This is a genomic window from Frigoribacterium sp. AC512, from assembly GCF_979258295.1.
Genome location: NZ_OZ409850.1, coordinates 2,303,314 through 2,328,958, shown reverse-complemented (window position 1 = coordinate 2,328,958; position 25,645 = coordinate 2,303,314). Strand labels below are relative to the sequence as shown.

General features: G+C 71.1%; 21 protein-coding genes. 11 read left to right on the top strand and 10 right to left on the bottom strand.

Features of this window, described 5'->3' with window-relative positions:
- The first annotated feature begins 28 nt into the window (after window positions 1-28).
- Together ACZZ97_RS10575 and ACZZ97_RS10570 are read left to right on the top strand one after the other, a co-directional pair.
- Window positions 29-1,597 (top strand): DUF7059 domain-containing protein, encoded by a 1,569-nt coding sequence (locus tag ACZZ97_RS10575; protein ID WP_463473112.1) that lies wholly within the window; start codon window positions 29-31, stop codon window positions 1,595-1,597.
- Between the two features lie 74 nt (window positions 1,598-1,671).
- Window positions 1,672-2,409, top strand: a complete 738-nt coding sequence (locus tag ACZZ97_RS10570) for a hypothetical protein (RefSeq protein ID WP_463473111.1) — start codon at window positions 1,672-1,674, stop codon at window positions 2,407-2,409.
- Window positions 2,410-2,447: 38 nt separating this feature from the next.
- On the opposite strand, the gene ACZZ97_RS10565 is transcribed toward ACZZ97_RS10570, so the two are convergent.
- Window positions 2,448-3,386, bottom strand: a complete 939-nt coding sequence (locus ACZZ97_RS10565) for an NAD-dependent epimerase/dehydratase family protein (protein ID WP_314102154.1) — start codon at window positions 3,384-3,386, stop codon at window positions 2,448-2,450.
- 163 nt (window positions 3,387-3,549) lie between these two features.
- On the opposite strand from ACZZ97_RS10565, the gene ACZZ97_RS10560 reads away from it, so the two are divergent.
- The 3 genes from ACZZ97_RS10560 to ACZZ97_RS10550 all read left to right on the top strand — a co-directional run bounded on the left by ACZZ97_RS10560 (window position 3,550) and on the right by ACZZ97_RS10550 (window position 7,561).
- Window positions 3,550-3,738 (top strand): hypothetical protein, encoded by a 189-nt coding sequence (locus ACZZ97_RS10560; protein WP_463473110.1) that lies wholly within the window; start codon window positions 3,550-3,552, stop codon window positions 3,736-3,738.
- 372 nt (window positions 3,739-4,110) lie between these two features.
- Window positions 4,111-6,696, top strand: coding sequence for a DEAD/DEAH box helicase (locus tag ACZZ97_RS10555; RefSeq protein ID WP_463473109.1), 2,586 nt, complete (start codon window positions 4,111-4,113; stop codon window positions 6,694-6,696).
- Between the two features lie 103 nt (window positions 6,697-6,799).
- Window positions 6,800-7,561, top strand: a complete 762-nt coding sequence (locus ACZZ97_RS10550) for an SDR family oxidoreductase (protein WP_123547988.1) — start codon at window positions 6,800-6,802, stop codon at window positions 7,559-7,561.
- A gap of 100 nt (window positions 7,562-7,661) precedes the next feature.
- Here ACZZ97_RS10550 and ACZZ97_RS10545 read toward each other — a convergent pair whose 3' ends face one another.
- From ACZZ97_RS10545 to ACZZ97_RS10535, 3 genes are all read right to left on the bottom strand, one after another.
- A complete protein-coding gene (locus ACZZ97_RS10545; protein ID WP_314102157.1) occupies window positions 7,662-8,186 on the bottom strand; it encodes a ribonuclease H family protein in 525 nt (174 codons plus the stop codon).
- A gap of 299 nt (window positions 8,187-8,485) precedes the next feature.
- On the bottom strand, window positions 8,486-9,316 hold the full coding sequence (locus ACZZ97_RS10540; RefSeq protein ID WP_463473108.1) for an aldo/keto reductase: 831 nt from the start codon (window positions 9,314-9,316) through the stop codon (window positions 8,486-8,488).
- 151 nt (window positions 9,317-9,467) lie between these two features.
- Window positions 9,468-10,676, bottom strand: coding sequence for an MFS transporter (locus ACZZ97_RS10535; RefSeq protein WP_314102159.1), 1,209 nt, complete (start codon window positions 10,674-10,676; stop codon window positions 9,468-9,470).
- Window positions 10,677-11,039: 363 nt separating this feature from the next.
- On the opposite strand from ACZZ97_RS10535, the gene nrdH reads away from it, so the two are divergent.
- The 5 genes from nrdH (at window position 11,040) to ACZZ97_RS10510 (ending at window position 16,489) form a co-directional block, all read left to right on the top strand.
- Window positions 11,040-11,273 (top strand): glutaredoxin-like protein NrdH, encoded by a 234-nt coding sequence (gene nrdH / locus ACZZ97_RS10530; RefSeq protein ID WP_123547992.1) that lies wholly within the window; start codon window positions 11,040-11,042, stop codon window positions 11,271-11,273.
- 87 nt (window positions 11,274-11,360) lie between these two features.
- Entirely contained in the window at window positions 11,361-11,777 is a 417-nt protein-coding gene (nrdI, locus tag ACZZ97_RS10525) for a class Ib ribonucleoside-diphosphate reductase assembly flavoprotein NrdI (protein WP_314102160.1), read from the top strand.
- A 26-nt stretch (window positions 11,778-11,803) separates the two neighbouring features.
- Window positions 11,804-13,909, top strand: a complete 2,106-nt coding sequence (gene nrdE, locus ACZZ97_RS10520) for a class 1b ribonucleoside-diphosphate reductase subunit alpha (protein ID WP_208292626.1) — start codon at window positions 11,804-11,806, stop codon at window positions 13,907-13,909.
- A 160-nt stretch (window positions 13,910-14,069) separates the two neighbouring features.
- Window positions 14,070-15,095 carry a class 1b ribonucleoside-diphosphate reductase subunit beta gene (nrdF, locus tag ACZZ97_RS10515; protein ID WP_228506869.1) on the top strand — a complete coding sequence of 342 codons (1,026 nt, stop codon included), beginning with the start codon at window positions 14,070-14,072 and terminating at the stop codon, window positions 15,093-15,095.
- Between the two features lie 263 nt (window positions 15,096-15,358).
- Window positions 15,359-16,489, top strand: a complete 1,131-nt coding sequence (locus ACZZ97_RS10510) for a lysostaphin resistance A-like protein (RefSeq protein WP_463473107.1) — start codon at window positions 15,359-15,361, stop codon at window positions 16,487-16,489.
- 109 nt (window positions 16,490-16,598) lie between these two features.
- Here the strand turns inward: ACZZ97_RS10510 and ACZZ97_RS10505 are convergent, their stop codons facing one another.
- The 4 genes from ACZZ97_RS10505 to ACZZ97_RS10490 form a co-directional block, all read right to left on the bottom strand.
- The gene (locus ACZZ97_RS10505; protein WP_463473106.1) at window positions 16,599-18,452 is read right to left on the bottom strand and encodes a glycoside hydrolase family 35 protein; all 1,854 of its coding nucleotides are present in this window, start codon (window positions 18,450-18,452) and stop codon (window positions 16,599-16,601) included.
- A gap of 157 nt (window positions 18,453-18,609) precedes the next feature.
- A complete protein-coding gene (locus ACZZ97_RS10500; protein WP_463473105.1) occupies window positions 18,610-19,965 on the bottom strand; it encodes an ABC transporter substrate-binding protein in 1,356 nt (451 codons plus the stop codon).
- A gap of 114 nt (window positions 19,966-20,079) precedes the next feature.
- On the bottom strand, window positions 20,080-21,027 hold the full coding sequence (locus tag ACZZ97_RS10495) for a carbohydrate ABC transporter permease (protein ID WP_314104149.1): 948 nt from the start codon (window positions 21,025-21,027) through the stop codon (window positions 20,080-20,082).
- Entirely contained in the window at window positions 21,027-21,968 is a 942-nt protein-coding gene (locus ACZZ97_RS10490) for a carbohydrate ABC transporter permease (RefSeq protein ID WP_463473795.1), read from the bottom strand. Before ACZZ97_RS10490 ends, ACZZ97_RS10495 begins: the two co-directional genes overlap by 1 nt.
- Before the next feature lie 87 nt (window positions 21,969-22,055).
- Here ACZZ97_RS10490 and ACZZ97_RS10485 point away from each other — a divergent pair, with 87 nt between their 5' ends.
- Window positions 22,056-23,138, top strand: coding sequence for a LacI family DNA-binding transcriptional regulator (locus tag ACZZ97_RS10485; protein ID WP_463473104.1), 1,083 nt, complete (start codon window positions 22,056-22,058; stop codon window positions 23,136-23,138).
- 125 nt (window positions 23,139-23,263) lie between these two features.
- On the opposite strand, the gene ACZZ97_RS10480 is transcribed toward ACZZ97_RS10485, so the two are convergent.
- Complete coding sequence (locus ACZZ97_RS10480; protein ID WP_463473794.1) at window positions 23,264-24,493, bottom strand: kynureninase; 1,230 nt, start codon at window positions 24,491-24,493, stop codon at window positions 23,264-23,266.
- 98 nt (window positions 24,494-24,591) lie between these two features.
- On the bottom strand, window positions 24,592-25,644 hold the full coding sequence (locus tag ACZZ97_RS10475; RefSeq protein ID WP_463473103.1) for a hypothetical protein: 1,053 nt from the start codon (window positions 25,642-25,644) through the stop codon (window positions 24,592-24,594).
- Window position 25,645: the final 1 nt, after the last annotated feature.

The window sequence follows — 25,645 nt, the reverse complement described above, 5'->3', positions numbered from 1 at the left end:
TCGACCGCGCGTCGGCGAAGATGGAGGCGTGCCCCTCGACTCCCGTGATCCCGACCTGCTCGCGCGCCTCCGGGCCGACCTCGCGTCCTCCGACTTCACGGTCGACCGTCTGACGGGGCCCGACGCCTGGGGCGCGAGCGCCGGTGCGGCGCTCTTCCGGGGCGAGCGCGTCGCGGCCCGTCGGGCTCTCGTGAGGAGCGCCTCCCGTCTGCCGTCGCTCCGTCCGGCCGCGACGCTGGCGTCGCTGTTCGTCCTGGGATGGCCGCAGCCGCTCGCCGACGTCGAGACGGCGCTGCCGACCCTGGGGGCGGCAGGTGCCGCCGCGCTCGGCCTGGTCGAGGCCTCCGGCGACGAGGTGCGCGCGCTGGTCGACCTGCGGCCGTACGCGTTCGTCGACGCGTCCGGCGAGGCCAGCTGGTGGATCGCCTCCGACCTCGGCGAGCTGGCCCTCGGGGGCGCGCTCCGCGAGGACCACGTGCTGGGGGTCGGGGGTGCGTCGGCGACGCTGGCCGGGCTGATGATCCCGCGGACCGTCGACAGCGCGCTCGACCTCGGCACGGGCTGCGGCATCCAGGCGCTGCACGTCGCCCGGCACGCCCGCCGGGTCGTCGCCACCGACATCTCGCAGCGCGCCCTCGACTTCGCGGCCTTCAACGCCGCCCTCAACCTCGTCGACGGCATCGAGTTCCGGCTCGGCAGCCTGTTCGAGCCCGTCGAGGGCGAGCTCTTCGACCACGTGGTCTCGAACCCGCCGTTCGTCATCACGCCCCGGGCCGAGGGCGTGCCCGAGTACGAGTACCGCGACGGAGGCATGGTCGGCGACGACCTCGTCGCGTCCGTCGTGTCGCAGGTCGGTGCCCACCTCACGCCCGGAGGCGTCGCGCAGCTGCTCGGCAACTGGGAGACGGGAGGTGCGGACGCGGCGCCCGGGAAGCGGGGGGCCTATTCCGTGGCCGACTGGGTCGCCCGCGGCGGCGTCCCGCTCGACGTGTGGGTGGTCGAGCGCGAGCTGCAGGACCCGGCCGCCTACGCCGAGACCTGGATCCGCGACGGCGGTACCCGCGCGGGCACCGCCGACTTCGAGCGGCTCTACGAGGCCTGGCTCGGCGACTTCGAGCAGCGGGGCGTCGTCGAGGTCGGCTTCGGCTACGTGACCCTGAGGCGACCGGTCGACGCGGCGACCGAGCCCGTGGTCCGCACGGAGCGCCTCCTCGGGGGCCTCGGCTCGAACGACGTCGGCCTCGGTCGTCACCTCGGGGCGACGCTCGACGCCGTGGACCTGCTCCGCTCGCTCGACGACGACGCCCTGCTCGGCGCCCGCCTCACGGTCGCCGGCGACGTCACGGAAGAGCGGCACTACTGGCCCGGCAACGACGACCCCACGGTGATCACGCTGAGGCAGGGAGGCGGCTTCGCCCGGTCGGTCGAGTCGGGCACGGCCCTCTCGGCGCTGGTGGGCGCCTGCGACGGCGAGCTCAGCGTCGGCGCGATCGTCGGTGCGCTGGCACACCTGCTCGAGGCCGACGAGGTCGCGCTCGCGGCCGAGCTGCTGCCCCGGGTGCGCGAGCTGGTGACGACGGGGATGCTCCGCGCCTGAGCCGCCCCCAGGATGAGCTTCCGTCATCCTCCAGGCCGACGCCGCTCGGGGCGTCGGTCGATACGGTGGCACGCATGAGGACACGTGGGGGACTGTGGGCGGCCGCGGCCGTGCTGGTGGCGACGATGACGGTGGCGGGGTGCGCGTCAGGCGCCGCGCCGGGCGACGGGGACGCGACCCCGCGCGCGACGGCCACGGCGGCGGCGTCGAGCCCGGCCCCGGCCCCCGAGGCGACGGCCACGCCCGCTCCTGACCCGCTCGCGTCGGTCGACACGATCGTGGTGACGGCGGCCGGGCTCTCGCTCCGTCAGGGCGAGTCCGAGCTGGCCTCGCTCGACGTGGTCGCCCTGCCCCTCGACGAGGCCGTCGCCCTGCTGACGCGGGCCCTCGGCGAACCGCGGGAGGCGGGCGTCCAGGAGGACCACTGCCAGCCGGCTCAGACCCGCTGGGGCTGGGGCGAGGGCACCTACCTCGGGACGCCCGATCTCCACACCGACGAGGGCACGCTGACCTTCGGGACGAAGGACACGTCGATCGAGACGAGCGACGGCCGGAGCGTTCGGCTGCAGACCCCGGGAGGAGTCGCCGTCGGGGACCCGATCGCCCCCCTCGCCGAGGCGACCGACCCCGCGTACATCGAGGACGTGTCGGGTGACTCGTCTCATCAGTCCCTCTCGCTCGTCTACGACCTGGTCAGGGTCGACGAGCTGTCGTCGCTGGACGAGATCAGTCCCTACGGCGCCTCTGCGCACAGCGTCGACGGCCTGGTCATCGCGATCTTCGGACCGTCCATGCTCAAGGACTACTGCTGAGCGAGGGGCGCTGAGGGCTCGCCGGGCGGTGTCCGCACCTACAGGTCGTCGCCCGTCTCGTCGTCGGCCGCCGCCTCCTGCTTGCCGACCCGGTCGCCCCAGGTGCGCCAGCTGTACTCGGGGACGAAGCCGAGCAGGTCGCGGGCCTTGTCGCTGCTGAGCAGCGAGTCGGTCCCCTCGACGGCGGCGCGGCGCTCGACGGTCGGCCAGAACTGGTCGGCGAGCAGGGCGGTGGGCGTGTTCATGACCGTGTCGGTCGCGGCGATGATGAACGCCTCGAAGCCGACGAGGTCGCTCTCGAGCGCCTTGCGCACGGCCTGGGCACCGTCGCGGGCGTCGATGTACGAGAAGAGGTTGAACGTCTTCTTCTCGGGGGTCTCGTCCCAGGGGTACTCCGAGTAGTCGCCGTCGTCCATGACGTTCGAGAAGCGGAGGCCGATCATCTTCAGCTGGCGGTCCCAGCGGGTGAAGTGGCGGGCCATCTCCTCGTCGAGGGCCTTGCCGAGCGAGTACGACGACTCGGGCCGCACGGCGTACTCCTCGTCGAGGGGCAGGTAGGGCGGGTCGAGGTCGAACGGGATGCCGAGCAGGGTCTCGCTGGAGGCCCAGACGACGTTGCGGATGTGGGCCGCACGGGCTGCGGCGAACACGTTGTAGCTGCCGGTGACGTTGTTGTGGAACAGGGTCGCGTTCGGCACGAGCCCGGGCGCCGGGATCGCGCCGAGGTGCACGACGGCGTCGATCGAGTCGTAGCGGTCGTCGACGTGGGTGAGCGCCTGCAGCACCTGGCCGTAGTCGGACAGGTCGACCTGCACGTAGGTGACGCCCTCGACCGGGTCGGGGCTCGGCACGCGGTCGAGCAGCACGACCTGCCAGCCGTGGGCGGCGAGGTCGCGGACGACGGCTCGGCCGAGCTTGCCGCTGCCGCCGGTGACGGCGACGCGGAGGGCCGCGGGGGACGGGGTGGATGACGACATCGTCTGCACTCTTCCTGGGGTCGGGGCGGCGCTCGGTGCGCCTCCTCCTGTCTACCGTGTCGGCGCTGGACGTGCGCGACGGAGCCGCGGGTACGGTCGTGCGGGACGGGGCCGTCCGGCCCCCTCCGCCGCCACGGCGACGGACGACACGAGGAGGCGCCCCATGAGCGACACCCAGAGCCACGACCCCGCAGAACACGACGTCGACCCCCGCCACGACGCGGCCGCGGTGCACGGGGACGACCCGGCTCCCGTCGAGGAGCACGCCGGCTCGGCCGCCGACGACGCCGCTCGCGAGGGCGCCGTCGAGCAGGTGGACGACACGCTCGGCGGGCACGTCCCGCTGCGCTGAGCCCGCTGGCCGCGGCGCGGCCCCGCACGCCCTCCGTGCCCCCAGTTCTAGTCGAACGCATGAATCACCCGCCGTTCACCCCACGCCGCCGGGGGAGCGCGAGCTAAGGTGCAGTGTGCTCACCGGCTGGTTACCGGGGCACATCGCGCCCGTCATCGTCGACGTGCGACCGAGCGTGGTCTCCTGATCCGATCCTGCCCGGCCTCGTCCGAGGGCGCGACCGCACGCCTCCGCCCGAGCCCTGCTCGGCCACGGGGGCGTGTGCTGTCTCGGGACCCGCCGTCTCGCCCCTCCCGCGTGCCCGGATCGGTGCCGACCGCCTCCGGCCCGCCTCGCCTCGCTGTCGCCGGCATGGGGCAGGATCGACACATCATGTCGCCCGCCCCCTCCGCACCGCTGTCCGCCCTGCTGCCCGAGAACCCGGGGCCCGAGTCGTACGACCAGGACACGGCCTACGCCGACTTCGCGGAGTGGGCCGAGGGTCGCGGCCTCCCGTTGTACCCGGCGCAGGACGAGGCGATGATGGAGCTCGTCTCCGGCGCCTCGGTCGTGCTCAGCACGCCGACCGGCACGGGCAAGTCCCTGGTCGCGGCAGGCGCGCACTTCGTCGCGCTCTCGCAGGGCAGGCGGACGTACTACACGGCGCCCATCAAGGCCCTGGTCAGCGAGAAGTTCTTCGCCCTGGTCGAGCTGTTCGGGCCGGAGAAGGTCGGCATGGTCACGGGCGACTCGTCGGTCAACGCCGACGCGCCGATCATCTGCTGCACGGCCGAGATCCTCGCGAACCTCGCCCTGCGCCACGGCTCGGACGCCGACGTCGACCAGGTCGTGATGGACGAGTTCCACTTCTACGGCGACCAGTCGCGCGGCTGGGCCTGGCAGGTGCCGCTGCTGCTGCTCGACCGCGCGCAGTTCCTCCTCATGTCGGCGACCCTCGGCGACGTCACGCGCCTCGTCGACGACCTGTCGCGCCGCACCGGCCGGCCGGTCGCCCGGGTGACCGGCGTCGAGCGCCCGGTGCCGCTGCACTACTCGTACGCCCAGACCCCCGTCCAGGAGACGGTCGAAGAACTGCTGTCCACGGGCGAGGCCCCCGTCTACGTCGTGCACTTCTCGCAGGCCGCCGCGCTCGAGCGCGCGCAGGCCCTGTCGAGCATCAAGGTGGCCAGTCGTGAGCAGCGGGACGAGATCGCCGAGCTGATCGGCGGGTTCCGCTTCAGCACCGGCTTCGGCAAGACCCTCAGCCGCCTGGTGCGCTCGGGCATCGGCGTGCACCACGCGGGCATGCTGCCCAAGTACCGGCGTCTCGTCGAGCAGCTCGCCCAGCGGGGGCTGCTCCGGGTCATCTGCGGCACCGACACCCTCGGCGTGGGCATCAACGTGCCGATCCGCACCGTCCTGCTCACCGCGCTCACGAAGTTCGACGGCACCCGCATGCGGCAGCTCACGGCCCGGGAGTTCCACCAGGTCGCCGGTCGTGCCGGCCGTGCCGGCTACGACACGTCGGGCACCGTGGTGCTGCAGGCCCCGGAGCACGAGATCGACAACCTCAAGGCGATCGAGAAGGCGGGCGACGACCCGAAGAAGAAGCGCAAGATCGTCCGCAAGAAGGCGCCGGAGGGCTTCGTCTCGTGGGGCGAGCCGAGCTTCCACAAGCTGATCGCCGCGGAGCCGGAGGCGCTGGTCTCGCACATGCAGATCACCCACGCCATGCTGCTCAACGTCATCGGTCGCGGGGGCGACGTCTTCGCGAACGTGCGCTCGCTCGTCTTCGACAACCACGAGCCCCGGTCGGCGCAGTACGCGATGGCGCGGCAGGCGATCTCGATCTACCGCACGCTCCGCACCGCAGAGGTCGTCGTGCAGGAGGAGAGCCCCGACGGAGGTGCGCCCACCATCCGCCTGACGGTCGACCTCCAGGCGAACTTCGCCCTGAACCAGCCGCTCTCGCCCTTCGCCCTGGCGACCTTCGACGTGCTCGACCAGGAGTCGCCGAGCTACGCGCTCGACGTCGTCTCCGTCGTGGAGGCGACCCTCGACGACCCGCGTCCGATCCTGTCCCAGCAGCAGTTCAAGGCGCGCGGCGAGGCCGTGGCCGAGATGAAGCGCGAGGGCGTCGAGTACGACCAGCGGATGGAGCTGCTCGAGGGCGTCACCTGGCCGAAGCCCCTCGACGAGCTGCTGACCGCGCTGTTCGAGACGTACGCGGCGTCCCAGCCGTGGATCGGCGACTTCGCGCTGAGCCCCAAGTCGGTCGTGCGCGACCTCTACGAGCGCGCGATGACGTTCGGCGACTACGTGGCCTTCTACGGTCTCGCCCGCTCGGAGGGCCTCGTGCTCCGGTACCTCTCCGACGCGTTCCGGGCCCTGCGCCAGACCGTTCCCGACGAGGCCAAGACCGACGAGCTCGCCGACCTGATCGAGTGGCTCGGCGAGCTGGTGCGCCAGGTCGACTCGTCGCTGCTCGACGAGTGGGAGGAGATGCTCAACCCCCGCGAGGTCGAGGCCCACGACGAGATCGTTCCGCCGGTGCTCCGCCGCTTCACGGCGAACGACCGCGCGTTCCGCATCGCGGTCCGCAACGAGATGTTCCGCAGGGTGCAGCTGATGGCGCGGGACGACGCCGAGGGGCTGGGTCAGCTCGACGCCTCCTCGGGGTGGGACACCGACCGCTGGGGGCAGGCGCTCGACCGCTACTTCGACGAGTACGACACGATCGGCACCGACACCGACGCCCGGGGGCCGCACATGCTGCAGATCGAGCAGCTGCCGACCGTGTGGCGCGTCCGTCAGATCCTCGCCGACCCCGACGGCGACCACGACTTCGGCATCTCGGCCGTCGTCGACCTCGCGTCGAGCGACGAGCGCGGGGAGGCGGTGGTCACGGTCACGGCCGTCGGCCCGGCCTCCGAGCGCGCCGGGGGCAGGGGCGCCGGGGGCATGCTCGTCGAGGAGTAACGTTGTCGGCGGCCCGGCCGACCACGGCTGCCCGTCACCCCCGGAGCGACCCTCCGGTGCACCGCCCCCGGCGACCCGTCGTCGGGCTCCCCGAGGAGGACCCATGTCTCGCCTGTCCGGAAAAGTCGCGATCGTCACGGGAGCTGCCTCGGGCATCGGCGAGGCGATCGTCCGCCGGTTCGCCGACGAGGGCGCCCAGGTCGTCGCGACCGACATCCTCGACGGGTCAGCCGTCGCCGCCGAGGCCGGTGCCGAGTTCATCCAGCACGACGTCGCCAACGGCGGTGACTGGAAGCGCGTGATGGACAGGGTGGCCGACCACTACGGTCACCTGGACGTGCTCGTCAACAACGCGGGCATCGTCTCGGGCCAGTCGATCGACGTGACCCAGCTCGAGAGCTGGAACAGGGTCTTCGCGGTCAACGTCACGGGCGTCATGCTCGGCACGCGCTTCGCCATCGAGCAGATGCGCGCCAACCCGGAGCGCTCGGGCGGCTCGATCATCAACCTCGCGCCGGCGACGTCGTTCCTCGGCTTCGGCGACGACGCGGCCTACACCGCGAGCAAGCACGCCCTCGTGGGCCTCACCCGCTCGAGCGCGGCGCACGCCGCCCAGGAGGGCTGGGACATCCGCATCAACTCCCTGCACCCCGGGCCGACCGACACGGCGCTGTTCCGACGTCAGGTCGAGGCCCAGCCCGCCCTGCTCGACGCGTTCCGCACGATGAGCCCCCGCGGGCGGCTGGCCATGCCGGAGGAGGTGGCCGGGCTCGCCCTGCACCTCGCCTCGGACGACTCCGCGTTCTCGACCGGCGCGCAGTTCGTCGTCGACGGCGGGCTGTCGAGCACGCACCCCTCGATGTAGCGCGCCGCGCTGACGTTCACCGCACCGGGTCTCGCACACCGCACCGGGTCTGGACGAGGTGCAGTGCACGGAACCCGGTGCAGTGCCGTGTGGGCGCGGCCTAGAAGAGGGTGGCGGGCGGCTCGGGCGGTGCCGCGACCGGGGACGTCGTCGCGACGGGGGCGCCGGGCCAGCCCGGTCCCGCGGGCACGTCGGTGCGGTTCTGGAACGCGGTGGCGGCACCCCGGGCGCGGACGTCGGCCGCCTCGTTCATCTCGTGCCCGACGTGGCCGCGGACCCACTCGAAGGTGACCCTCCGCCCGGCGAGGGCGTCGTCGAGCTCCTTGAGGATCTCGACGTTCAGCACCGGCTTGCCGTCGGCCTTGCGCCAGCCCTTGCGCTTCCAGCCGGGCATCCACTCGGTGCAGGCCTTGATCGTGTACTGGCTGTCGCACAGGATGTGCACCGGCTCGCCGGCGTCGGCCGTGGCGCGCAACAGCTCGAGCACCGCGGTGAGCTCGCCCTGGTTGTTCGTCGCGCGGGGCCAGCCGCCCGCGGCCCAGCGGTCGTCGTCGACGTACCAGGCCCAGCCGGCGGGGCCGGGGTTGCCGAGGGCGGATCCGTCAGCGGCGGCGACGATCGTCATGGGTGCTCCTTGCTCGTGATGTGCGCCCACCACGGTACGCGAGCGGTGCGCGCCCCTCGACCCGCGCCTCCTCGGTCCGCCCCTCGTCGTGCCCGCTCAGGCCCCTCTCCTCTCGTCTCGTCTCGTTCGATGTCGGCGGGTTCCCGTCGTCCACGGCGGGTCAGCGCCCGCCCGCCGTCGGGCACGGCGACCCGCCGCACGTGACGGGGACCCGCCGCACGTGGCACCGACCCGCCGACTCGAGCGAGAGCGAGGGCGAGAGCGAGAGCGAGGGCGAGGGCGAGGGAGGAGAGGAGGGGTCAGCCGACCTGGTCGGGGTGCGAGCCGGAGCGCTCGCCGCTGTCGAGCGCGGCGATCTCGGCGAGGTCGTCCTCGTCGAGCTCGAAGCCGAACACGTCGAGGTTCGTCGCCAGCCGGCGCGCGTTCACGGTCTTCGGGATCACCACGAGGCCCTGCTGCAGGTGCCAGCGGATGACGGCCTGGGCGGGCTCGACCCCGTGCTTCGCCGCGATGCGCCCGATCACCGTGTCGTCGAGGACGCGGCCGCGGGCGAGCGGCGACCAGGCCTCGACGGCGATGCCGCGGGCGGCGCAGAACTCGCGCAGCTCGTGCTGCTGCAGCCACGGGTGCGCCTCGACCTGGTCGATGACCGGCACGACGCTCGTCTCGCCGAGCAGCCGCTCGAGGTGGTGCACCTGGAAGTTGCTGACGCCGATCGACCGGGCCCGCCCCTCCTCGGCGATCCGTTCGAGCGCACGCCAGGTGTCGACGTACTTGTCCTGCGTGGGGGCCGGCCAGTGGATCAGGTAGAGCTCGACGTGGTCGGTGCCGAGGCGGTCGAGGCTCGCGTCGAAGGCGCGCAGCGTCTCGTCGTAGCCCTGCTCGGTGTTCCAGACCTTGGTGGTGACGAAGACGTCGTCCCGCGGCACGTCGGAGGCGCGCAGCGCCTGCCCGACGCCGACCTCGTTGCCGTAGAACGACGCCGTGTCGACGTGGCGGTACCCGAGCTCGAGGGCGGTGGCGACGACGGTGCGCGCCTCGTCGTCGGCGACCTTGTAGACGCCGAGGCCGAGCTGGGGGATGCGGGCTCCGTCGGACAGGACGACGGACGGGACGGTGATGTCGGTCATGCCCCGATCCTCCCATCCGCGGTCACGGCCGGGCCGAGGAGGCGCGAGCCAGCAGGCGAGGAGGAGGCACGGGCCGAGGGACGAGGAGGAGGCGCGGGCCGGCAGGCGAGGCGGAGGCGCGGACCGGTGGTCGCAGGCCGGTGGTCGCAGGTCAGCTGGCCTGGACGGGGACCGGCTCCGTGTCGGGCAGCGGGCTCGCGTCGCGGCCGCGGAGGTCGGGCAGCGCACGGTGGAACACGAGGCCGACCACCACGCCCACGAACGCGAAGGCCGCGGCGACCACGAGGCCGCCCTGGCCGCCGATGCGGTCGATCCAGAAGCCGGCGATGGCCGAGCCGAGGGCCGAGCCGATCAGCTGGCCGGTGCCCGCCCAGCCGTAGGCCTCGGCGGTGTCGCTGAACTTGACGCTCGACGAGACGATGGCGAACATCACGGCGAGGGCGGGAGCGATGCCGACCCCGGCGACGAGCAGGGCGCCGCTGATCGGCAGGAGCCCCGTGGCGAAGATCGCGAGCACCATGCCGACGAACACGATGGCGAGGCGGCGGCCGAGCGCCCAGGGGCCGACGGGCACGTGACCGAGCGCGAGGCCGCCGACGAGCGAGCCGGCGGCGAAGACGGCCAGGGCGATGCCCGAGTCGGCGCTGCCCTCGCCGAAGAGCGCCACGACGCCGGCCTCGACCGCAGCGCACGCGCCGATGAGCAGGAAGCCCGCGACGGTGGCGAGCAGGACGGTGGGGCGCGCGAGCACCTTGCCGAACGAGCGCTTGCTGCGGGGGATGCGCACCCGGCCGACCTCGGGCGAGGCGATGAACCAGATGCCGCCGCCGACGAGGAACAGCGCGGCCAGCCAGATCGCCTCGCGGGTGCCCACCTGCGTGCCGACGAAGGTGGTGATGACCGGCCCGGCGACCCAGATGATCTCCTGGGCGGAGGCGTCGAGCGAGAAGAGGGGGGTCAGCTGCGACGAGTTGACCATCTTCGGGTAGATCGTGCGGACGGCGGGCTGGACGGGCGGCACGCTGAGGCCCGTGACGAAGCCGAGGGCCATGAAGGCGGGCACCGAGAAGTCGTACGCGGTGAACGCGAGCATCGTCACCAGGCAGACGGCGAGGGTGAGCATCAGCACCGGGCGCATGCCCCAGCGGCCCATCCAGCGGCTCGTGAGCGGGCCGGAGATCGCCTGGCCGATGCTCGTCGCCGCGAGGACGAGGCCTGCCGCCGCGTACGAGTGGTGCACGTGCTCGACGTGCAGCAGGAACGCGAGCGAGAGCATCCCGAAGGGGAACCGCGCGGTCAGCTGGGCCGCGATGATGCGCCCCACGCCGGGGGTCTTCAGGAGGGACGAATAGGTGCTCACGAGAGGTCGAGTCTACGGAGGAGCGGGCGCGTCCGGCAGCCCCGTGCCGACACGCCGCGACACGCCGTGGCCCCGAACTGGGGACGACCCGGCTGCGATGTCGGAGGTGGGGAGGAACATGTGCACAACCGCCAGATCCTGGGGGCAACCCCGCCAGATCTGTGCAGAACTTGGGGGAACTCCTGTGGAGAACTCTCCCGACGGAACTACACGCCTGTAACACCGCATCTAGTTGTGGGCCCGAGTCCGGGCCACAAGATGTAGTATCGAGGAGTTGCCGCAGGCACTGCGCCCGCTGCCCCAGACCCGCATCAGAACCACCGCGTCCGACCCCCGCGTCGGCCCGAGAACACAGGGGAAACCATGGCCATCACCGTTTACACCAAGCCGTCCTGCGTCCAGTGCACGGCCACCTACCGCGCCCTCGACAACAAGGGCATCGAGTACGAAGTCCTCGACGTCACCGCCGACGACGCCGCGCTCGAGACCGTCAAGGCGCTCGGCTACCTCCAGGCGCCCGTCGTCATCGCCGACGACGACCACTGGAGCGGCTTCCGTCCCGACAAGATCGCCGGCCTGGCCGCTCGCGTCTCCTGACCCGCGCCTCCTCGTGACGGGGCCGGGCCGCGGCCCGGTCCCGTCGCCGGAGGCACAGCACCACGAGCAGAGGAGGCGGTCGTCACCGTGACCCATCTCATCTACTTCTCCAGCGTCTCGGGCAACACGCACCGTTTCGTCGAGAAGCTCGGGGTGCCGGCCGAGCGGATCCCGCTCTTCCCCTCCGAGCCCCCGCTCCACGCCCGTGACCCCTACGTGCTCGTCCTGCCGACCTACGGCGGCGGCGAGGGCCGAGGCGCCGTCCCGAAGCAGGTCATCCGGTTCCTCAACGACGAGGGCAACCGAAGCCTCATCCGAGGCGTGGTCGCGGCGGGCAACACCAACTTCGGAGAGGGGTACTGCCTCGCCGGCGACATCGTCGCCGCCAAGTGCGACGTGCCCCTCCTCTACCGGTTCGAGGTCTTCGGCACCCCGGACGACGTCTCAGCAGTACAGAACGGATTGGAAGAATTTTGGACACGGCAGTCGACGATCTCGAAGTGATCGCAGCACCCGGCCAGGGCATGACCATGGACTACCACTCGCTCAACGCGATGCTGAACCTCTACGGTCCGTCCGGCGAGATCCAGTTCGACAAGGACCGGGAGGCGGCCAAGCAGTACTTCCTGCAGCACGTCAACCAGAACACGGTCTTCTTCCACAACCTGCGTGAGCGCCTCGACTACCTCGTCGAGAACGAGTACTACGAGCTCGCGACCATCGAGCAGTACGACTTCGCCTTCATCGAGCGCCTGAACGACCTGGCCTACTCGAAGAAGTTCCGGTTCCAGACCTTCCTCGGCGCGTTCAAGTACTACACCTCGTACACGCTCAAGACGTTCGACGGCAAGCGATACCTCGAGCGCTTCGAGGACAGGGTGGTGATGACCGCCCTCGGCCTGGCCCAGGGCGACGAGCAGCTCGCGATCGACCTCGTCGAGGAGATCATCGGCGGCCGCTTCCAGCCGGCGACCCCCACGTTCCTCAACACCGCGAAGGCCCAGCGAGGCGAGCTCGTCAGCTGCTTCCTGCTGCGCATCGAGGACAACATGGAGTCGATCTCGCGCGGCATCAACTCGTCGCTGCAGCTGTCGAAGCGCGGCGGCGGCGTCGCGCTGTCGCTGTCGAACATCCGCGAGGCCGGCGCCCCGATCAAGCAGATCGAGAACCAGTCGTCGGGCATCATCCCCGTCATGAAGCTCCTCGAGGACAGCTTCAGCTACGCGAACCAGCTGGGTGCCCGCCAGGGCGCCGGTGCCGTGTACCTCAGCGCGCACCACCCCGACATCATGCGGTTCCTCGACACCAAGCGCGAGAACGCCGACGAGAAGATCCGCATCAAGACGCTGTCCCTCGGCGTCGTCGTGCCCGACATCACGTTCGAGCTCGCCAAGAACAACGAGGACATGTACCTCTTCTCGCCGTACGACGTCGAGAAGGTCTACGGCGTCCCCTTCGGCGACGTGGCGATCAGCGAGAAGTACCGCGAGATGGTGGCCGACGGCCGCATCAAGAAGACCAAGATCAAGGCGCGCGACTTCTTCCAGACGATCGCCGAGATCCAGTTCGAGTCGGGCTACCCCTACATCGTCTTCGAGGACACGGTCAACAAGGCGAACCCCATCAAGGGCCGCATCAACATGTCGAACCTGTGCTCGGAGATCCTGCAGGTCAACACCCCGACCACGTTCAACGAAGACCTGTCGTACAACGAGATCGGCAAGGACATCTCGTGCAACCTCGGGTCGATGAACATCGCGCTGTCGATGGACGCCCCCGACTTCGGCAAGACCGTCGAGACCGCGATCCGCGGCCTCAGCGCGGTGAGCGACATGAGCCACATCCAGTCGGTCCGCTCGATCGAGGTCGGCAACGACCAGTCGCACGCCATCGGCCTCGGCCAGATGAACCTGCACGGCTACCTCGCCCGTGAGCGGGTGCACTACGGCAGCGAAGAAGCGATCGACTTCACGAACATCTACTTCTACACGGTGCTGTTCCACGCCCTGCGTGCCTCGAACACGATCGCGATCGAGCGCGGCGTGACCTTCGGCGGCTTCGAGGACTCGAAGTACGCCTCCGGCGAGTTCTTCGACAAGTACACCGAGCAGGAGTGGGTGCCCAGCACCGAGCGCGCGGCCGGCCTCTTCGCCGCGTCGGGCGTCGCGATCCCTACGCAAGAGGACTGGCGTCAGCTCAAGGCCAGCGTCATGCAGCACGGCCTGTACAACCAGAACCTGCAGGCGGTGCCCCCGACCGGCTCGATCTCGTACATCAACCACTCGACGTCGTCGATCCACCCGATCGCGTCGAAGATCGAGATCCGCAAGGAAGGCAAGCTCGGCCGCGTCTACTACCCGGCGCCGTTCATGACGAACGACAACCTGGAGTACTACACCGACGCGTACGAGATCGGCCCCGAGAAGATCATCGACACCTACGCCGCGGCGACGCAGCACGTCGACCAGGGCCTCTCGCTGACCCTGTTCTTCAAGGACACCGCGACGACCCGCGACATCAACAAGGCCCAGATCTACGCATGGCGCGCGGGCATCAAGACGATCTACTACATCCGTCTGCGCCAGCTCGCCCTCGAGGGCACTGAGGTCGACGGCTGCGTCTCGTGCATGTTGTAGTGCTGGTCAGTGCATCGCCGCTCCTGCGATGCACGGCCGCCGCCCCTGCGGCGCACTGCATGCTCTAGGCCCCGCGGCCACCCGGCGGGGGCCGGTCTCGACGACCGGCCCCCGCCTCCTTGACTGAGATCCACGGCATCATCCCGACGGAAGAGACGACATGACCATCACCGACAAGATCAACAGCGTCGCCGGCGACCCGGTGCACGCCACCGGCAAGTCGATCCCGCTGATCAAGTCGGTCAGCGCGATCAACTGGAACCGCATCCAGGACGACAAGGACGTCGAGGTCTGGAACCGCCTCGTCAACAACTTCTGGCTGCCCGAGAAGATCCCGCTGTCGAACGACGTGCAGTCGTGGAACACCCTGACTCCCGAAGAGCAGCAGCTCACCATGCGCGTGTTCACGGGCCTGACGCTGCTCGACACGATCCAGGGCACCGTCGGCGCGATCAGCCTGATCCCCGACGCGATCACCCCTCATGAAGAGGCCGTCTACACGAACATCGCGTTCATGGAGTCGGTGCACGCCAAGAGCTACTCGTCGATCTTCTCGACCCTGGCGTCGACGCCCGAGATCGACGACGCCTTCCGCTGGTCGGTCGAGAACCCGAACCTGCAGAAGAAGGCGCAGATCGTCCTCGACTACTACACGGGCGACGACCCCCTGAAGCGCAAGGTCGCCTCGACCCTGCTCGAGTCGTTCCTGTTCTACAGCGGTTTCTACCTGCCGATGTACTGGTCGTCGCGCGCCAAGCTCACCAACACGGCCGACCTGATCCGCCTCATCATCCGCGACGAGGCCGTGCACGGGTACTACATCGGCTACAAGTTCCAGAAGGGGCTCGAGGGCGCCTCGGACGAGCGCAAGCAGGAGATCAAGGACTACACGTTCAACCTGCTCTTCGAGCTCTACGAGAACGAGATCCAGTACACGCAGGATCTCTACGACACCGTCGGCCTGACGGAGGACGTCAAGAAGTTCCTGCACTACAACGCCAACAAGGCGCTGATGAACCTCGGCTACGAGCCGATGTTCCCCAAGGAGACGACCGACGTGAACCCGGCGATCCTGTCGGCCCTCTCGCCGAACGCCGACGAGAACCACGACTTCTTCTCGGGGTCGGGCTCGTCGTACGTCATCGGCAAGGCCGTCAACACCGAGGACGAGGACTGGGACTTCTAGCCCCGTCCGTCTCCGCTGCACCACTCAGGAACCCGCGTCCTGATCCTCCACGGATCAGGACGCGGGTTCCTTCGTCGTGCACGGTTCAGGAACGCAAGACGAGCTGTTCCTGAGAGATGCGCGCTCGACGGTCGGGCAGGTCGAGCAGGTCGGGCCGAGTGGAGGAGGCGCGGGTCGGCTGTTCGGGGGAGGTGCGGCCTCGCAGCGACCGCGACCATGGAGCAGACCCTGCCACGAGGCCCGAGCTGACCGACGGAGCACCGATGACGACGAACCCCTCCTCCCGGCCGCCCGCGCACGGATGGACGGCACCCGGCGGTGAGCGGGTCGACGACCTGGCCACCGACACCTGCGACCTCGACGAATCGACGACCGCCGAGTGGCAGCCCGTCGCGGCGCACGTGGCGGGCGACCGCTACCTGTCTGCGGACTCGGCCGACGCCTCCACCGGGTCGATCGTCGTCGAGCTGCGTGTCTCGTGGTGGCCGATCGCCGCGTTCGTGCTGATCTCGTTCGGCCTCGCCTGGCTCGTCTGCCTGCCGCTCTGGCTCGGCGACGGCCTCGCCAGCCCGCTGCTCGGCGTCTGCGCGGTCGCGATGATGGCGACGCCCGCGATCGGGGCCCTGCTCGTCAGCCGGTTCGTCGACCGTCCGGCGTCGATCCCACGGTCGCTAGGGCTGTGGCCGCTGCGCCCCGTGGGCCGACTGCTCGTGTACCTCGGCCTCGGGCTCGTCGTGCCTGTCGGGCTCGTGCTCGTCGCCCTGCCGATCGGTGCCGCGCTCGGCTCCTACCCGGCCGACGTCACCGGGTTCTCGGCCTTCCGCGAGCTGACCGAACAGCAGGTCGCCCAGGCGACCGCGGGCCTCGGCGATCCCGGGCCGCTGCCGCCGATCGGCCTGCTCGTCGCGCTCCAGCTCGTGTCGATCCCGATCGGCGCTTTCGTCAACACCGCGCCGGCGCTGGGGGAGGAGCTCGGCTGGCGGGGCTTCCTGCTGCCGCGCCTCCTGCCCCTGGGCACCGCGCCTGCCGTCCTGGTCAGCGGGGCCGTCTGGGGGCTCTGGCACACGCCGCTGATCCTGCTCGGCTACAACTACGGAGTCCAGACGCCGGGCTGGATCGGCGTCGCGATGATGACCGGGACGTGCGTCGTCGTCGGGGCCGTCTTCGCCTGGCTGCGGTTGCGCTCGGCCAGCGTCTGGCCCGGCGCCCTGGCCCACGGCGCGTTCAACGCCGCCGCCGGCTCGTCCCTGCTGTTCGCGGCCGCCGGCGAGCGGATCGACCTCGTGCAGGGCACGATCCTCGGCTGGTCGGGGTGGATCGTCCCCGTGCTGCTCGTCGCGGTGCTCGCCGCGACGGGCCAGTTCCGTCGCCCGGGCGCTGCCCGCCGCCGCTGACCGCGAACCCCGAGCCGCGGAACACCCCCGAACCAGCAGTGCACCCCCGGTTCTGCGGGTGTAGTGCTGGTTCGGGGGTGCAGCTAGGCAGGGCGGGCCCCGGGCGGGGCTACTGCTCGGTGTGGCCGAGGTCGGGGTCGGCCACGAACGACACGACCGGGGCCGCCGCGGCGCCCGTCTCGAAGACCACGAGGTCGTTGTCGCCCGCACGCAGCTGCTCGCCGGGGACGTACAACGTGTGCTGGGGGCCGCGCGTCCAGTAGCGGCCGAGCGCGAAGCCGTTGACGAACGCGACGCCCTTGCCCCACGACCGCGTGTCGAGGAACAGGTCGGCGGGCTCGTCGAGCGTCACCGTCGCGTGCGCGAAGACCGGGCCGTCGAGCGTCGAGACCGGCGAGACCGGCACCACCGCCGACCCCGAGGAGGCGCCGGTCGCGTCGCCCGGCACGGTCGCGTCGCCCGGCACGGTCGCGCCGCTGGGCACGGTCGCGTCGCCCGGCACGGTCGCGCCGCTGGAGAGGGTCGCGACGACCGCCCCCAGGTCGAGCGGCGTGCTCCGCCAGCCGGTCAGCTCGGCGCCGTCGAGCAGCGCGGGCCCGACGAGGCCCTTCGCCTCGCCGATGCGGACGCCGTAGTTGACGCGTCCCTGGTCCTCGACCAGCACCTCCAGCACGCGGCCCGGCGGCACCGTGATCGCGCGCTCGTGCTGGTCGCGCTGGAGGACGCCCACCCGCCGACCGTCGACGGAGACGACGGCGCGGTCGCGCACCCCCGCGAACGACAGCACCCGGGGCTCGTCGCCGGCCGGCAGGTCGACGCGGTGCAGGGCGAAGCCGCGGTAGCTGCCGAGCGCGTCCATCGTGGGCACGTCCTCGGTCCCGATCCAGCCCGAGGCACCGAGGTCGCCGACGACGTCGCCGAGGCGCACGCTCCGGTCGAACGTCGTCGACAGCACGGGCGACGGCGACCGCCGCGCCGGCACCTCGTCGGGCACGGGCAGGTGCCGCGCGATGACCTCGCGGAACGCGAAGAACTTGTCGGTCGGCCACCCCGCCTCGTCGAGGGGAGCGTCGTAGTCGTACGAGGTCACGTGCGACTGGTAGGTGCCCTTGTGGTTCGCGCCGTTCGTGAAGCCGAAGTTCGTGCCGCCGTGGAACATGTAGATGTTGACCGACGCGCCCGCCGTCAGCAGCGCGTCCAGCTCGCGTGCCGCCTCCTCGACCGGGGTCGTGTGGTGGTGCTCGCCCCAGTGGTCGAACCAGCCGTCCCAGAACTCCGAGCACATCAGGGGCCCGGTCGGCTGGTGGCGGCGCAGGGTGGCGAGCCGCTCCTGGGCGCGCGACCCGAAGCTGCCCGTCTTGTGCAGCTCGGGCAGGCTGCCCGCCGCGAGCATCTCGTCGGTGGGCTGGTCGACCGTCGTCAGGGGCACCACCACGCCGGAGGCGCGGGTCAGGTCGACGAGGTGCCGCAGGTACCCGGAGTCGTCGCCGTACGCGCCGTACTCGTTCTCGATCTGCACGAGCACGACGGGCCCGCCGTGGTCGATCTGCCGGGGCACGACGATCTCGTAGACGCGCTCGAGGAACTCGTCGACGGCGGCGAGGTAGAGCGGCTCGCTGCGGCGGACGCCGACCGCAGGGTCGTCGAAGAGCCAGCCGGGCAGGCCGCCGCCGTCCCACTCGGCGCAGATGTAGGGGCCGGGGCGCACGATCGCGTGCATGCCCTCGGCGGCGACGAGGTCGAGGAACCGGCCGAGGTCGAGGCCCGCGCTCGTGTCGAAGTCGCCGCGGCGCGGGGAGTGCGCGTTCCAGGCGACGTACGTCTCGATGGTGTTGAGGCCCATCAGCCTGGCCTTGTGGATGCGGTCGGCCCACTGGTCCGGGTGCACCCGGAAGTAGTGCAGGGCGCCGGCGACGACCCGGTGCGGGGCGCCGTCGAGCTCGAAGTGGTCGGGGCCGATCACGAAGCGCGTGCTCGTGGGGGCGGTGCTGCTGCTGATGGTGTTCCTCCGGTGGGGCGAGGGGACGTGGCGACGGGGAGGCGCGACGTGCGTCGCGCCTCCCCGCTGCGGTGGTCAGGCGGTGCTGCGGTGCTGCTGGTCGTGCGTGTGCTGCGAGGCCCTACTTGGTCTCGACCGTGAAGCCCTGCTGCTCACCGTACGAGGCCGTGGCCTTCGCCCACTCCTCGAGCACCGGGTCGAGCGAGGTGCCGTTGGTGTAGGCCGACGACGCGCTGTCGCTGAAGATGCTGTTCGCGTAGACCTGGAAGGGCAGGTACTGCCAGTCGGGCAGCACGTCCTGGGCGGCCTGGCCGAGCACCTCGTTGATCTTCTGGCCGCCGAAGTACTCGGGGGCCTCCGCGAGGAACTCGGGGTCGGTGAGGTCGGCCGTGGTGGACGGGAAGCCGCCGGCGTCGAACGAGATCTGGCGCCCCTCCTCCTCGGCGGTGGCGAACTTGGCGAACTCGGCGGCGACGAGCTTGTTCTGCGACTGCTCCATCACGGCGATCGACGATCCGCCGTTCTCGGCGGTCGCGGTGTCGCCCTCCTCGGACTGGGGCATCGGGGCGACGCGCCACTGGCCGGAGCCGTCGGCGGCCTGCGCCTCGAGGTTGCCGGGCATCCAGGCACCGGTGAGCATCGTCGCGATCGAGCCGTCGCCGAGGGCACGGAACCACTCGTCAGTCCAGCCGGGGGTCTGCGCGAGCGAGCCGTTCTCGACGAGGGTGTTCCAGGTCGAGGTCCAGCGCTTGGCGCCCTCGTCCTGCAGGTCGATCGAGACGGTGTCGCCGTCGACCGAGTAGGGGTGCCCGCCGGCCTGCCAGATCATGCTGGTCGTGAAGCCCGCGTCGCCGGTGTCGCCGGCGATGAACTGGTTCGGGTCGGCGGAGTGCATCGTCTCGGCCGCGGCGAGGTACTCGTCCCACGTCTTCGGGACGGCGATGCCGTACTTGTCGAAGACGTCCTGGCGGTAGAACATCGCCATGGGGCCGGAGTCCTGGGGCAGGGCGTAGACGGCGTCGCCGTCGGTGACGGAGTTCCACGTCGAGGCGGTGAAGTCCTCTTCGAGGTCGCCGTAGCCGTAGCCGCTCAGGTCGGCGAGCGAGTCGCCGAGCGAGAACTGGGGGATGGCGAAGTACTCGACCTGGGCGACGTCGGGGGCGCCCTTGCCGGCCTTGATCGCGTTCTGCAGCTTCGTGTACTGGTCGGCGCCGGTGCCGACGTTCTGCACGTCGACGGTGATTTCGGGGTGCGCCTTCTCGAAGGCCTCGGCGATGGGCTCGACGGCGGGGGCCCAGGCCCAGACCGTGATCGAGGACTTCTCCTTCAGGGCCGCGGCGAGCTCGTCGCTGGTCGCGGTGTCGGCGCTGGCGCCGCCTCCGGAGCCGGAGGAGCAGGCGGCCAGCGAGCCGGCCAGGGCGATGCCGAGACCGAGAGCGACGACGCGCTTCGCGGTGCGGGGGAGGTTACGGGACATGGGTGGTGCCTTTCACTTCATCGTGGAGGTGGGACGGGGGGAGTGGCTCTGGAACGGGAGGGGCTGTGGTGCGGGAGGGGACGAGGAGGGGCGGGTCGGCTGTGCCGACCCGCGTCAGGCCTTGACGCCGCCGGCCGAGAGGCCGGACTGCCAGTAGCGCTGGAGGAAGAGGAACGCCACGACGATCGGGATGATCGCGAGGAACGATCCTGTGATGACGAGGTTGTAGATCGGGTCGCCGCCGACGGTCGTCGACTGCGCGTTCCACTGGTTCAGGCCGACCGTCAGGGGGTACCAGCGCGAGTCGCTCAGCATGATCAGCGGCAGGAAGTAGTTGTTCCAGGTCGCGACGATCGAGAAGAGCAGCACGGTGATGAGGCCGGGGCTGAGGAGGCGGAGGCTGATGGTGAAGAACGTGCGGACTTCGCTCGAGCCGTCCATGCGCGCGGCCTCGAGGATCTCGGTCGGCACGGAGTCGACGGCGTAGGTCCAGATCAGGTAGAGGCCGAAGGGGCTGATCAGCGAGGGCAGGATGATCGCCCACGGGGTGTTGGTCAGGCCCATCTGGCTGAACATCAGGAACGTCGGGACCGCGAGGGCGGTGCCGGGGATGGCGACCGCGCCCAGCACGACCGCGAAGACGGCCTTCTTGCCCGGGAAGTCGAACTTGGCCAGGCCGTAGCCGGCCAGCGTGGCCAGCAGGGTCGCGCCTCCTGCGCCCACCACCACGTAGAGCAGGGTGTTGCCGAGCCAGCGGACGAACTCGCCGTCGCCGTAGGTGAAGACGCCCTCGATGTTGTCGACCAGCGCGAAGTCACCGCTGAACCAGAGGCCGAACGAGCTGAACAGCGCCTCCTGCGTCTTGGTCGAGTTGACGAGCAGCCAGAAGAGCGGCAGCACCGAGTAGACGAGCAGCAGGGCCATCACGACGGTGAGCAGCACGCTGCGCTTGTCGCGGGGGGCGCCGGCGCGGCGCTTGCGGGCGGTCGCGACACGGTTCGGGGTGACGGTGGGGGTGCCCGCGTCGGGCGCGGCGACGGGGGATCCGGTGAGGGTCGACATCAGTTGTCCTTCCGGGTGCCGACGAGCTGGACCACGTAGGCGACGACCATCGTCAGGACGCCCATGATGATCGCGATGGCGGCGGAGTAGTTGAACTGCTGGCCCGCGAACGACAGGTTGTAGGCATACATGTTCGGGGTGAAGAAGGTGCTGATCGCGTTGGGCGCCAGCGTCTGCAGGATGTTGGGCTCGTTGAAGAGCTGGAAGCTGCCGATGATCGAGAAGATGATGCCGATGACGATCGCGCCGCGGATGGCGGGCAGCTTGATGTTGCGGACGATGCGGAACGGGCTGGCGCCGTCGAGCTCGGCGGCCTCGTAGAGGTCGGGCGAGATGACGCGCAGGGCGGCGTAGAACAGCAGCATGTTGTAGCCGACGAACTCCCACGTGACGATGTTGCCGATCGACGCGAGCACCCAGCTCTGGGAGAGCAGGTCGGGGAGGTCCCAGCCCGTGGCGTCCTCGAGGTTGCCGACGAGGCCGAAGCGGTTGCCGTAGATGAAGCCCCACATCAGGGCGGCGACGACCGCGGGCACGGCGTATGGCAGGAAGATCGAGATGCGGAAGAACGCCGTGAAGTGCAGTCGGGCCGAGTCGAGGGCGAGGGCGGCGGCCAGGGCGACGATCAGCATGATCGGCACCTGCACCACGAGGAACAGCGCGACGCGGCCGAGCGCGTCCCAGAAGTTCGGGTCGGTGAGCGCGCGGACGTAGTTGTCGGCGCCGACGAACGAGTTGCCGCCGATCATCTGCTCCTGGAACAGGCTCAGGTAGATCGCGTAGACCACGGGGGCCACGAGCACGAGTGCGAAGACGACGAGGAACGGGAGCACGAAGCCCCAGCCGGTCCAGCGTCGCTTGTCGCGACGGATCTGCGAGCTGCTGCGGGGCGCCGGCGAGGTCGCCTCCGAGCGGGTCGCGGGTGTCGACAACGTCGTCATGTCCATCCACTTCATCGGGGTGAGGAGCCGTGAACACGCTGCCCGGGAGGGTGTGTGTTTACGTAAACATCTGGGATGCTCGCAACCATGACACCTCCGCCGTCCGAAATCAAGTCGGCATCTCGACGCGCCCCGCGCACCCGCACGGTGTCGATGGCCGACGTCGCCGCGCGCGCCGGCGTCTCGTCGCAGACCGTCTCGCGCGTCTCGAACGGCGCGCAGAACGTCGAGGACGGCACCCGCCAGAAGGTGCTCGACGCGATGGCAGCGCTCGACTACCGGCCGAACAGCGCGGCCAGGGCGCTGAAGACGGGTCGTTTCCGCAGCGTCGGCGTGATCATGTTCACGCTGTCCACCCTCGGGAACATGCGCACCCTCGACGCGATCGTGACCGCCGCCTCCGGCGCCGGGTACACGATCACGCTGATGCCCGTCGCCCAGCCCACCGAGGGCGAGGTGGCCGGCGCCTTCAGCCGCCTGCAGGAGGAGGCGGTCGACGGAGTCGTCATCATCATCGAGGCGCACATGCTCGACCGGGCCGACGTGATCATCCCGAGCGGGCTGCCCGTCGTCATCATCGACTCGGACGCCGGCGACCCCTTCGTCGTGGTCGACACCGACCAGGAGCAGGGCACCCGCCTCGCGACCCAGCACCTGATCGACCTCGGGCACACGCGCATCGTCCACGTCGCCGGCCCCGACACGTCGTACTCGGCCACCCGGCGCTCCGCGTCGTGGCACGCGACGATGCGCGACGCGGGCCTCGAGCCGGAGGCGCCGCTCAAGGGGGACTGGACGACCGCCTCCGGCCACCGCCTGGGCCACGCGATCGCGAGCCGCGACGACGTGACGGCGGTCGTCGCCGCGAACGACCAGATGGCCCTCGGCGTCATGCACGCCCTGCACGAGCGCGGACGGTCGATCCCGGGCGAGATCAGCGTGGTCGGCTTCGACGACACGGACGAGTCGGGCTCGTTCTGGCCGCCGCTGACGACCGTGCACCAGGACTTCGGCGAGATCGGCGCCCGCTCGATGCGCGTCCTCCTCGAGCTGCTCGAGGGGAAGCCGGCATCGGGCGACCGCATCGTGCCGACGCGACTAGTGGTGCGCGAGAGCGCCGGGCCAGCCCCTGCTGCTGCCGCGCCCACAGCCTCCGATTCTCAAATTTGAGAGTGATCCGCGACAGGGCGGCGCAAGTGCGGCATCGCCGAGGCCGATCAGCGCAGATCTGTCTCGCTTTGCGATGCGCCTCGCCCTAGCCCTCCCCTCGGGTCAGCGAGCGCGGGAGGCGCGGGTCAGCCCTGCTGCAGCGCCTCGCGGATCGCGGCCACCCCGACGCGCACCTCGTCGAAGGTGGTGCTGAGCGGCGAGAGGCCGATGCGCAGGGCGTCGGGGCCGCGGAAGTCCGGCACCACCCCCTCCTGCCAGAGCGTCGCGACGACCTCGCGGAACCGCGGGTGCCGCACCGTCACGTGGCTGCCCCGGCGCTCGTGCTCGCGCGGAGTCGCCGTCGTGACGCCGAGCGGCGCGAGCCAGGCGTCGACGAGGTCGAACGCGTAGTCGGTGAGCGCGAGCGACTTCTCGCGGATCGCGGGGAGGCCCGCCTCCTCGATCGCGTCGAGCATGTCCTGCATCGCGAGCATGCCGACGACCGGCGGGGTGCCGCTGATGAACTTGCGGATGCCCGCGTCGGGCACGTAGCCCTCGGCCATCGCGAACACGTCGGCGGCGCCCATCCAGCCCTGCACGGGCTGCTCGAGCTCGGGCAGCAGGTCGGCGCGGGCGTAGAGGAACGCCGGCGCGCCCGGCCCGCCGTTCAGGTACTTGTACGTGCAGCCGACGGCGACGTCGACTCTCCACGCGTCGAGCTCGGTCGGCACGACGCCCACGGAGTGGCAGAGGTCCGCGACGAGCAGCGCCCCGGCCTCGTGCACGATCCCGGTGATCGTCGGCAGGTCGGCGAGGAACCCCGACCGGTACGACACGTGGTTGACGAGCACCACCGCCGTGTCGGGCCCGACCGCCTCGCGGACCTGCTCGGGCGTCACCCCCCGGGTCTCGTCGACCGAGAGCCAGCGCACGGTCGCGCCGCGCTCGCGGGCGATGCCCTCGACGACGAAGCGGTCGGTCGGGAACTGGTCGTCGTCGATGACGATCTCGTGCCGGTCGGGGCGGGCCGCCAGGGAGGCGCGGATCGCCTTGTAGAGCAGCACCGTCGTCGAGTCGGCCACGACCGTCTGCCCCGGGGCCGCTCCGAGGGCGGCGGCGCCGATCCGGTCGCCGAGCTCGGTGGGGAGCCGCATCCAGCGCTCGTCCCACGAGCGGATCAGGCGCGTGCCCCAGTCGCCGCGCACGAACGCGTCGAGACGGGCCGGCGTCGCCGCCATCGGCCGGCCGAGGGAGTTGCCGTCGAGGTACGAGACCACGTCGCCCGCGGGCAGGAAGAGGGCCGTGTGGTGCGCGAGCGGGTCGGCCGCGTCGCGGTGCGCACTCGCCAGCGGGTCGTCGAGCTCGGCCGGGTCCACGGGCGGGGCGGCCGGCACGAACGAGGTCGACGTGGTCGTGGAGGCAGGGGACGCGGCGGCGGCGGGGGCGGCTGCTGCGGTCGAGTCGGAGGCGGTGGTCACGGGAGCAGCTCCTGCAGGGTCGAGGCGGTGAGGACGGAGGCGCGGGCCAGCCACGCGGGATCGTCGCGTTCGTCGGCGGGCGGCGGCTGCGGCACCCACGACGCGCGCGGTGTCCAGTGTGCGCCGTCCTGCCCCGCGTCGAGCGAGTCGTCGCTGCCGAGGGCGGCGAGCAGCGCCTCGCGGCCGAGGCCGACGCGCTGCAGCGCCCGCAGCTCTCGCTCGTTCACCCCGGCGGGCAGGTCGCCGTTGCCGAGGTCGGTGCCGTAGAGGACGTGGCCGCCCCGCTCGCGGAACCCGCGCAGGTTCGTGATCGCCACCTCCTGCGCCTCGTCTCCGCGGTGGATGTCGAGCGTGCTGATCCACGTGCCGTCGGCCGCGCGGTCGAGCAGGTCGTCGGGCAGCAGCTCGCTGAACGGGGCGTGCGCGAACCGGAGCAGTCCGGCGTCGAGCGCGCGGCGCACCTGCCCGGGGCCCTGCACGTGCGCCACGGTCAGCAGCCCGACCCGGTCGGCCGCGACCGCGATCGCCCGCAGCACGTCGTCGTCGAGGACGGGCCCGACGTCGCTGTTGAGGGTGAGCTTGACGACGGAGGCGCCGAGGTCGCGCATCCGCACGACGGCCCGCTCGGCGTCGGCGGCGTCGGCCACGACGACGGACGCGTCGTCGGGCGCCCAGCCCGCTCGCGACGGGTAGCCGCCGGGAGGGCAGAGGAGGCCGCCCGCGACCTGCACCTCGGGCCAGCCAGCGTCGACCCGGCCCCGTTCGGGCCAGAGCGCGGCGACGTCGGGACTCCAGCCGAGGTCGAGCACGCGGCCGATGCCGCCCCGCACGAGCTGCCCGGGGTCGACCAGGCCCAGGTGCACGTGCGAGTCGGTGAAGGGCGAGAACAGCGTGCCGGGCAGGTGCGGCAGGGCGGCATCCGCGCCGTGGCCGGCGTCGACCGCCCCGACGAGGTGGATCGCGGTCGGCGACACGCGCACGACGCTCGGGCCGTGCCACCTGCCCGACCAGACCCGGTCGACGGTGACGAGTCGCGCCTCCTGCTGCATG

What these genes read in the sequence shown, in the direction of transcription:
- ACZZ97_RS10500 (WP_463473105.1), bottom strand. Translation starts at nt 19,965, where the DNA reads ATGTCCCGTAACCTCCCCCGCACCGCGAAGCGCGTCGTCGCTCTCGGT.
- ACZZ97_RS10560 (WP_463473110.1), top strand. Translation starts at nt 3,550, where the DNA reads ATGAGCGACACCCAGAGCCACGACCCCGCAGAACACGACGTCGACCCC.
- ACZZ97_RS10570 (WP_463473111.1), top strand. Translation starts at nt 1,672, where the DNA reads ATGAGGACACGTGGGGGACTGTGGGCGGCCGCGGCCGTGCTGGTGGCG.
- nrdH (WP_123547992.1), top strand. Translation starts at nt 11,040, where the DNA reads ATGGCCATCACCGTTTACACCAAGCCGTCCTGCGTCCAGTGCACGGCC.
- nrdE (WP_208292626.1), top strand. Translation starts at nt 11,804, where the DNA reads ATGGACTACCACTCGCTCAACGCGATGCTGAACCTCTACGGTCCGTCC.
- ACZZ97_RS10495 (WP_314104149.1), bottom strand. Translation starts at nt 21,027, where the DNA reads ATGTCGACCCTCACCGGATCCCCCGTCGCCGCGCCCGACGCGGGCACC.
- ACZZ97_RS10490 (WP_463473795.1), bottom strand. Translation starts at nt 21,968, where the DNA reads ATGACGACGTTGTCGACACCCGCGACCCGCTCGGAGGCGACCTCGCCG.
- ACZZ97_RS10485 (WP_463473104.1), top strand. Translation starts at nt 22,056, where the DNA reads ATGACACCTCCGCCGTCCGAAATCAAGTCGGCATCTCGACGCGCCCCG.
- ACZZ97_RS10475 (WP_463473103.1), bottom strand. Translation starts at nt 25,644, where the DNA reads ATGCAGCAGGAGGCGCGACTCGTCACCGTCGACCGGGTCTGGTCGGGC.
- ACZZ97_RS10545 (WP_314102157.1), bottom strand. Translation starts at nt 8,186, where the DNA reads ATGACGATCGTCGCCGCCGCTGACGGATCCGCCCTCGGCAACCCCGGC.
- ACZZ97_RS10555 (WP_463473109.1), top strand. Translation starts at nt 4,111, where the DNA reads ATGTCGCCCGCCCCCTCCGCACCGCTGTCCGCCCTGCTGCCCGAGAAC.
- ACZZ97_RS10550 (WP_123547988.1), top strand. Translation starts at nt 6,800, where the DNA reads ATGTCTCGCCTGTCCGGAAAAGTCGCGATCGTCACGGGAGCTGCCTCG.
- ACZZ97_RS10565 (WP_314102154.1), bottom strand. Translation starts at nt 3,386, where the DNA reads ATGTCGTCATCCACCCCGTCCCCCGCGGCCCTCCGCGTCGCCGTCACC.
- ACZZ97_RS10510 (WP_463473107.1), top strand. Translation starts at nt 15,359, where the DNA reads ATGACGACGAACCCCTCCTCCCGGCCGCCCGCGCACGGATGGACGGCA.
- nrdF (WP_228506869.1), top strand. Translation starts at nt 14,070, where the DNA reads ATGACCATCACCGACAAGATCAACAGCGTCGCCGGCGACCCGGTGCAC.
- ACZZ97_RS10540 (WP_463473108.1), bottom strand. Translation starts at nt 9,316, where the DNA reads ATGACCGACATCACCGTCCCGTCCGTCGTCCTGTCCGACGGAGCCCGC.